The sequence below is a fragment of the Methanospirillum hungatei genome (genome assembly GCF_020216685.1).
In the GTDB taxonomy this organism is placed as follows: domain Archaea; phylum Halobacteriota; class Methanomicrobia; order Methanomicrobiales; family Methanospirillaceae; genus Methanospirillum; species Methanospirillum hungatei_B.
This window is the reverse complement of record NZ_JAIWNS010000216.1, coordinates 1-8,024: the sequence shown is the minus strand read 5'-3', so window position 1 is coordinate 8,024 and position 8,024 is coordinate 1. Positions and strand designations below refer to the sequence as shown.

At 44.7% G+C, this 8,024-nt stretch carries 7 protein-coding genes and 1 rRNA gene; 3 read left to right on the top strand and 5 right to left on the bottom strand.

Going from position 1 to position 8,024, the window contains the following annotated elements:
- Window positions 1-304: 304 nt before the first annotated feature.
- Window positions 305-748, top strand: a complete 444-nt coding sequence (locus LDL35_RS13095) for a hypothetical protein (protein ID WP_304023173.1) — start codon at window positions 305-307, stop codon at window positions 746-748.
- A gap of 59 nt (window positions 749-807) precedes the next feature.
- Window positions 808-2,505 (top strand): tetratricopeptide repeat protein, encoded by a 1,698-nt coding sequence (locus tag LDL35_RS13090; protein ID WP_304023170.1) that lies wholly within the window; start codon window positions 808-810, stop codon window positions 2,503-2,505.
- Between the two features lie 7 nt (window positions 2,506-2,512).
- Here the strand turns inward: LDL35_RS13090 and LDL35_RS13085 are convergent, their stop codons facing one another.
- The 4 genes from LDL35_RS13085 to LDL35_RS13070 all read right to left on the bottom strand — a co-directional run bounded on the left by LDL35_RS13085 (window position 2,513) and on the right by LDL35_RS13070 (window position 6,695).
- A complete protein-coding gene (locus LDL35_RS13085) occupies window positions 2,513-4,606 on the bottom strand; it encodes a glycosyltransferase family 2 protein (protein ID WP_304023167.1) in 2,094 nt (697 codons plus the stop codon).
- Window positions 4,607-4,686: 80 nt separating this feature from the next.
- Window positions 4,687-5,058: a hypothetical protein gene (locus LDL35_RS13080; RefSeq protein WP_304023165.1), complete on the bottom strand. Its 372-nt coding sequence runs from the start codon at window positions 5,056-5,058 to the stop codon at window positions 4,687-4,689.
- A 9-nt stretch (window positions 5,059-5,067) separates the two neighbouring features.
- Entirely contained in the window at window positions 5,068-5,499 is a 432-nt protein-coding gene (locus LDL35_RS13075; protein WP_011450128.1) for a response regulator, read from the bottom strand.
- Window positions 5,500-5,519: 20 nt separating this feature from the next.
- Window positions 5,520-6,695 (bottom strand): PAS domain-containing sensor histidine kinase, encoded by a 1,176-nt coding sequence (locus tag LDL35_RS13070; protein ID WP_304023163.1) that lies wholly within the window; start codon window positions 6,693-6,695, stop codon window positions 5,520-5,522.
- Window positions 6,696-6,884: 189 nt separating this feature from the next.
- Between LDL35_RS13070 and LDL35_RS13065 the strand changes: the two genes are divergently transcribed.
- On the top strand, window positions 6,885-7,859 hold the full coding sequence (locus LDL35_RS13065) for a glycoside hydrolase family 26 protein (RefSeq protein WP_304023160.1): 975 nt from the start codon (window positions 6,885-6,887) through the stop codon (window positions 7,857-7,859).
- 58 nt (window positions 7,860-7,917) lie between these two features.
- Here LDL35_RS13065 and rrf read toward each other — a convergent pair.
- Window positions 7,918-8,024, bottom strand: a 5S ribosomal RNA gene (rrf, locus tag LDL35_RS13060); the annotation flags it as partial.

The window sequence follows — 8,024 nt, the reverse complement described above, 5'->3', positions numbered from 1 at the left end:
CAAAAGTTCAACTCATCCGAAATCGGAACCATGCAGAACTCACAAAAGTTCAACTCATCCGAAATTGGAACCATGCAGGACGCCACGAAATTTAACAGTTCCATGATCGGTACTATGCAAAACACCGTCTCAAATATTCCTCTCCCGCCAGGAGTGACCGTTTAAATTTATTCCAATTTTTTTATTCATTTTAGAGTAAACTGAATCATTTTATTGTATTTATTATCGCATTTCATCTCTCATTTTCTTAAAAGAAAGAGTATCCTTAAATATCTCTATCACAAACGATTTCTGAGGATATATTATGGCAACCCTCCGATCAGGTATACTTGCTTTGATAGTATGTGCAATAGTTGCTACTGTGCTCAGTTTTGCATACGCAGATGATGTGATCTACCCAGGTGGGATGATCATTACAAAATTTAACAGTTCTGAGATTGGATCTATGCATCCGGCTGAAAAGTTCAACAGCTCAGAGATCGCATCAATGCACACACCTGAAAAGTTCAACAGCTCAGAGATCGCATCAATGCACACACCTGAAAAGTTCAACAGCTCAGAGATCGCATCAATGTCACCACCTGAAAAGTTCAACAGCTCAGAGATTGCATCAATGTCACCACCTGAAAAGTTCAACAGCTCAGAGATTGCATCAATGTCACCGCCTGAAAAGTTCAACAGCTCAGAGATCGCATCGATGCAAAAACCAAATTCAACTATACCCCTTCCACCAGGGGTTTCTATTTAATTTTTCTATCTTCGTCGCTTTGAGTGCTATTTTTTTTACTTATACATCGATGAGATGGTATGCAGACTCATCATCTCCTGTCTGTCTTTCTTATCCTGCTTCTCCTGTTCTGCGGTTGTATTACAGATACAAATGTAACCGTTCCAGATGCAGAATCAGGCACACCGGATACCCTTGCAACTCTTCAGAGTTTACTGGAATCAGATCCTGAAAACCCTGATCTCTGGTATGCAATGGCTGAGATACTAAAAGAACAAGGTGATAACGAAGGGGCAATACATGCAATCACCAGAGCCGCTGAATTCAGCCCTGGAAACAGCACGATCCTGCTTGCAAAAGCGCACCTCCACATAACGAAAGGAGAGAGAGATAAGGCAAATCGTGCCATCCTGAAAGTCCTTGATATCCTTCCCGGGAACAAAACCGCTTTAGACCTTTTATCATCCTTGCGAATGAACACAACAACTCCCCTGAACTATATCCAGGTCGAACATGATCTCCTGATCGAGCCAAATAATACTTGGTCAGCTTTTAATAAAGGGCGCCTGCTTTTTGAAGAGGGGAAATACCGTGAGGCACTTGCCTGGTTCATCAAAGCTACCACCTATGATCAGAAGAACGCACCTGCCTGGTACTTCACCGGAACAACATATACCGAACTGGGTAATTATGCGCAGGCAATCGATGCTTTGCAATCGGCACTGACACTTGATCCCTCAAATGCCGGTGTCTATTATGAGATGGGCAGGGCGTATGAAAAACTGGGAAACCGCACCGCAGCCAGGAATTATTATGAAACTGCGATAAAATTAAATCCGGATAATGAATGGACACGATTTGTTTATGGAAAAAACCTGGCCATCTCTGGTGACTACGAATCTGCAATTAAGGAGCTGAAAACAAGTCTTGAGGGATCATCATGTCAGGCATCAGCCTGGTATGAACTCGCCAATGCATATTACCAGACCGGACAGTATGACCAGGCTCTTGAGGCTATCAACTCTGCACTCACCATTGACCCATATACAAAAGAATACCGGGCTTTGTACCTCTCTATACGGGCAGCACAGGATCCCGCCTCCTGGTCACTGCAAAATGTAACAAAAAGAGCTGCTGATGCACCTGAAAATGCATCGGTTTGGTTCTATCAGGGCGCAATTGCATATCATGACGGGAGGTATGCAGATGCACTCACGTACCTCACCTCTGCGGTCAGTCTGGATCCGATGAATCCGGAGGCATGGTACTACCGGGGAATGACCCAGTATGAACTTGGCAGGTATCAGGATGCATTATGCAGCTTTGATAAAACGATACTCCTGGATCCCGGAAATGCATGGGCATATTACTACCGGGGTGATATCCTGCAGAAAGGGGGACAGTGTGAATACGCTATAGCCTATCTGAATAAGGGAATACAACTGGATCCTACTATTCCCTGGACATATTATGTGAAAGGGAACTGTTACCTGAACCAGAGCAGATATCAACTTGCTGCAGATGAATTTGACAGATCAATTGACCAGTTCCCCTGTAACCGCTGGGCATGGTTCTTTGGAGGGCAGAGTTATTACGGACTCGGAAAATTTTCCATCGCCTATGATTACTTTACAAAAGCCCTGTCATTTGATCCTGAAAATGAGGAGTTCAGAAGGTGGAAGGCACGGGCAGCTGCAGAGTCATCGTATCCGGATGAGGCAATCTATCACTACAACCAGACCCTCCCGTTCTCAACCGGTGCCTGTGGCATCATGTAACCTTTTTTTAGAGAGACGAATCTATCACAGGGATCTGTGCGCCGGTCCTGAGTACTCTGAATACCTTCACCTGGGTAACTCCGGAACCACCATTCAGGGAGAGTGTTCCTGGTGTAGTATCGATATTTTTCGAATACTCCCTCTCTCCTGAGCCGATAGTGACCACATAATAGTCACCTTCCGGAAGACTCTTTTCTGCAGTTATGATAATCCGGTTTACCAGGGGATCATATCTGACGAGAAGACCTGGCTCTCCAGGTGCGGAGATAGTGCTTGCAGGCCTGTCTGGTTGGAACGTAGGACCAACGGTGATCTCCTGCGTTAAAGTAGGTTTAGGAAGTATGACCGGTGGTGAGGTTGAGTACGGACCGGGTATTGCTTCATAATTGAGAAGCCTCACATCCTTTCCGGACTGATAATCTTTCAGCGGTTTCATCACCTGGTTTAATCCTGGGATCTTTGTAATCGTGAAATGGTCTGTCACCGGCTTATATTCTAGTACACCAAAGAGAACCAAGGCAAAAAGGATGAGGAGAACGGTAAGCCCCACCGAGAATGCAATCTGCGTTCCGGTGGCTTTTCGCGCGCCCCGGTCAACCTCCGGAGATTTCACCTCTATCCACTTGATCGGTTTTGAAAACCGCTCAGGGTGTTCTATCAATAACTGCTCGTGAACAATCTCAGTGCCATGGCTGGTCTTCTCCCATTTATAGGGCTTAAAGATAAGCTGCAGGGTTCCCTTCCATGCGCCGATACTCATGAGTATCCAGTATATCGGTGAAAAGAACGCATACAGAAGAAGATCCCGTTGTTTCTCCTTCCATGTTGCAAACACCATCATGGTGAGGAAGAAGAGATTTCCAATCAGCAGGTTAAAGACTGCAATCGCCGCAAATGGCCAGAAGTCAAACCAGCTGGAGAAATATTCCGGTATGATAAACCCTGCCGCAAAGACCAGCCAGAGGAAAAGGTTCATTAGGGGGAGGTAAAAGTTGCCCCCAAAGCCGGTCTGAAAGATAAAAAAATTCTTGATTCCGATATCTTTCAGGACTTTTATCGGGTGTCGCATCGTCACAAACCAGGTGATCACAAACCCTTTCACCCATCTTGAGCGCTGCCGGATCCATGAGGGGACCCTTGTGACCGCCTCTTCATAGGTATGTGAATTCAGCACTGCTGTGTGCAACTTTTTACGCGCGATCCGCATACCAAGGTCGGCATCTTCAGTTACGTTGTAGGGATCCCATGCACCCAGCTCACGGAGGGTCTTCATCCTGAAGTGGTTGCTTGTTCCACCAAGAGGGATAGGCGCATCAATTTTATCCAGGCCCTGGATGTAAAAATCATAGTAATAGGAGTATTCTATTGAAAACCACCGGGTCAGCATGTTCTTCCGGGGGTTGTAGAAATTCAGAAGACACTGGACACAGGCGTATTTTGGACCAAGACGCTGGAATGCAATGACTACCTTTTTTAACTGATCCCGGTCAGGGAGATCCTCCGCATCGTAGATGACGACAAATTCACCACGTGAGCGTTTCAGTCCATAATTGCAGGCCCGGGGTTTGGTAGTGATATCTGCCTTTGGGATGACAACCGGATGAAAGATACTTAAGAATGCGTGGTATTCGGCCTCTGACATCGGGGAGATGATCTCTTCCACATTTCCAAAGAGTCCTAATTTTCGGGCCTTTTCAATCGTCTCCGTATCTTCCTCTTCCATCAGGATTTTTACATCGAGCTTATCACGAGGATAATTGATATTGGCAATATTCTGAAGGATATGGGGGAGCATCTCCTGCTCATGGAAGAGTGGAACAAGGACGGTATAAATGGGGAGATCCTCATCTTTGAGGTTTTGAATATCCTCATCAGAGATGTGAATGACATTCTTCTCTCCCATCATCCCCTGCATGGAGACATAGAATTTCACCGGGTTCATCACGAAATACGTGATATTAACGATAGTAAAGAGGACAAAAAGCCAGAAATAGGGATTTATTGCAATGAGAAGGAGAAGAAGGATAGTACCAATGATAATTACCGCTTTCTGCCAGGGTACAAGGATACGAAACGCCGACTCATCAGGTTGACGATCCACCAGTTCACTGAGCGCACTATATGCGTGGGGACCCTTATAACTCGTATCAGTGATTGTGAGGATGGCATCGAGTGGCGTTACTACTTTTTCAATTTTTTTCCGAATATCTCTTCGAGCCGGGTGAATAAGGGAGTGTCCAGGGGATTTGCCGTTGCAACCTTCAGGTAGGTCGGTTTGGATTCAAGAAGAGCTATAAGCGTCTCTTCACCGACTGCATATGGAAGAACAGATCCGATCCGTGGATTTGCAAAAAGAGTATCGCGCTCCATGAAAGCCAGCCCCAGCCGGTCAGCAAGATATGCATAGAAATCATCCGGAGCCTGAATCCTGAATTTTTTTATTGCAAGTATGAAAGTATCAAGAGTGATGGATGGATCTTCAAGCAGGACTGTATTGGGAACATCCATCTGCTGTAAGGTAGTGATTAACTCTTCCTTGGTAAGGTCGCTCATGATGGCACTTTATCTGATTGAGAGAAGGCGTTCTTCTAAGAATTCTGCCACTTTGTCGCCATCGACAATTTGATCCTTCTCCTGCTCGTCCAGTTTTTCCTTTATCTTTTCCAGAAGATCTCTCGGGTTAACCGGTTTCATAATATATGCATCAGCCCCGGCATTCAGTGAGAATACAGAGTTCTCAAGGCTTGCATATCCGGTGACCATGATCTTCTTCATGCCCGGCCGGAGTTTATGGGCTTTTTCAAGAAGTTCAGTCCCTTCCATATCAGGAAGTTTTATGTCAAAGAGTGCCAGATTGAAAAACTCATTCTCTATCTTTGCAAGACCTTCCCCTGCCGTCGCAGCAATTTCAACTTCATACCCTTCAAATTCAAGAATTTGTTTTGTACTGTCAAGGATGGCTGTATCATCGTCTACAATAAGTATTCTCTTCATGTGTACCTCCCATAATACCCCTATGATGCCGGAAGAGAGACTTCAAATGTAGTCCCTGCAGGTGATGTTTCCACAAGGGTAATTTTTCCTCCATGTGCTTCAATCAATCGCTTGGTCACCGATAATCCAAGGCCAGTACCTTTCGGTTTTGTGGTAAATAAGGGATCAAATATCCGGCTCTGCGCTTCTGCGGAGATCCCTGGCCCGGTATCACGAATCGAGATAATGATATCGTCTTCGGCAATGTGCGAGGTAAGGGTAAGCGTCCCTCCGGTATCCATTGCCTGGATGGCATTGATCATCAGATTTTCCATAACCCTGGAGAGAAGAACCGGATCTACCAATACTATCATACCGGATTGTATCTCGATTTTTACCAGAACTGAAGGAGGAGGAGATATCTTCAGGATCAGGTCCTCGATGAATGTTTTCAGATTGATACGTGATTTTTCCGGGTTTACCTCACGGGCATAGTCCTGAAGATCAGAAATAATTTTATTAAGATATTGAATTTCAGTACCAATCCTATCGAAGATTTCAGGAATTCCATTCCGATGAAGTATTTCTAGCTCTTCTTTGCTCATCTTCTGCATTCTCATCTCCAGCAGATACTGCATATTGGTTATAACCTGGAGAGGGTTTCTCATATCATGCCCGATCATCGTCGCAAGTTCACCGATTACCGCAAACCTCTGGGCGACCTGTAACTGCCTTGTCCGCTCTTCGACAAGTTCTTCGAGATGACGGGTATAGAGTTCAAGCCGGTTTCGCGTTCTGAATAATTCAACAGACTGGGCGATCTTCTGCGCCTGCTCATTAAAAATGATACTGACATCATGTTCTGCAGGTGAATTCGGAACAGGATTTTGCGTAAATGTTTCCAGGATCTCACGATCACGGTCAGTGATGTTAAAGAGAAGAAAGGGTTTTTTCTGATCAAACTGTTGTAATTTCAAATGCAGGGTGATGGCATCCATGTCATCAAGATCATAATCTGAAAGAATTACATCATAGGGAGTATTGCGCACAAGATCCTGGGCCATAGCCCCAGAAGTACACACGGTGACGTTCAGGAGCCCGGGGCGTTCAAGATATGTTTTGGAGAGCTCACCCAGAGGTTTGGAACTTATTACAAAGAGGACCTGAAACTTTTCTCCGGTGGTGATTGGTAAAGGAAAACCAAGTTCAGGGTCCATGTTCTTCTCCTAGTGTGATACAAGAATTATTATCGGAGGGCATGGATAATAATTCAGAGTATGGTACATTCTGCATTCCAGGAATTATTTCATCCGATTCATGCAGAAAAAAACCATACTTACTTGTATTCAGGTAGAGTATTCATTCTCTTATTTCTTCTTATCTGGATCCCCGGTTGTTCAGGTGATATGATCCATCTTTGCATTCCAAAAGAAGAAACACTCTGGAATGGTGCATTTTCCCCAGTGAAATATCATCTGCATGAGATGGATATAACAAATGAGAGCATTCGTTCATATGTAAATAATTCGGGGAAAAACCTTGCGGTTATTGCATTTTCTCATGAGTGGAGCATAAACAGAAGCTTCCCGATTGAAAAGGTGCAGATGATTCATGCAAATGGAGCAATCCCTTATATCAGACTGATGCTTCGCTCTGATAATAATCAATACCGACCCGAACCACTCTTTACTCTGAAACGGATTTTCAACGGGATATATGACAGAGACCTTATCAAATTTGCCCGTACAGCAAAGAGAATGAATTTTCCAATAGTAATTGAGTATGGAACTGAGGTGAATGGCTGGTGGTTTTCATGGAACGGATACTGGACCGGAAAGGAGAAAGGTGCAGAATTATTCCGTTCAGTGTATCGCCATATCATCACCCTCATGCGTGAAGAGGGGGCAGATAATCTTATCTGGGTGTACCATATTAACTGGCATTCAAACCCGGAAGAAGACTGGAATACCCCGGAGGCCTATTATCCCGGAGATGAGTATATTGATTTGATTGGTGTCTCCGCGTATGGTGCCTTATCTCCGAATGAAGACAATATACTCCCGTTTTCACGGATGATGGATGAAGGATATGCAGCAGCACAAAATCTTTCAGTAAATAAGTCAGTGCTTATTTCTGAAATGGGAACTGATCTTCGAAATCCACATAAACCTGCCAGTATTTGGATTGATGAGGCATTTTCAGCAATAATCAATGAACAGAGATGGCCAGGTGTTATCGGATTTGTCTGGTGGAATGCAGGGTGGCCGAATGATAATAATCCTGTAAATAATACCACAATGCGAATTGAAGATGACAGAGAGGTACAGAAGATTCTTCAGAGACACCTTTCCTCTGATCAGGTGCTGAGTGCATACTGCTGATCATGATGAGAAATGAGTGCCAGTATGGGATACCATTCTATAAAACGGTCTTGCTGTACAATAGCAGCGAGGATGATTTCCCGAGGACTCGCGTACCTCAGTACCGTCATCCACGTGAGGTGTCTTAACTTCCGTGTTCGGAATGGGAACGGGTGTGACACACCT

Coding starts and splice junctions, on each gene's coding strand:
- LDL35_RS13095 (WP_304023173.1), top strand. CDS start 305: ATGGCAACCCTCCGATCAGGTATACTTGCTTTGATAGTATGTGCAATA.
- LDL35_RS13090 (WP_304023170.1), top strand. CDS start 808: ATGCAGACTCATCATCTCCTGTCTGTCTTTCTTATCCTGCTTCTCCTG.
- LDL35_RS13080 (WP_304023165.1), bottom strand. CDS start 5,058: ATGAGCGACCTTACCAAGGAAGAGTTAATCACTACCTTACAGCAGATG.
- LDL35_RS13075 (WP_011450128.1), bottom strand. CDS start 5,499: ATGAAGAGAATACTTATTGTAGACGATGATACAGCCATCCTTGACAGT.
- LDL35_RS13070 (WP_304023163.1), bottom strand. CDS start 6,695: ATGGACCCTGAACTTGGTTTTCCTTTACCAATCACCACCGGAGAAAAG.
- LDL35_RS13065 (WP_304023160.1), top strand. CDS start 6,885: ATGATCCATCTTTGCATTCCAAAAGAAGAAACACTCTGGAATGGTGCA.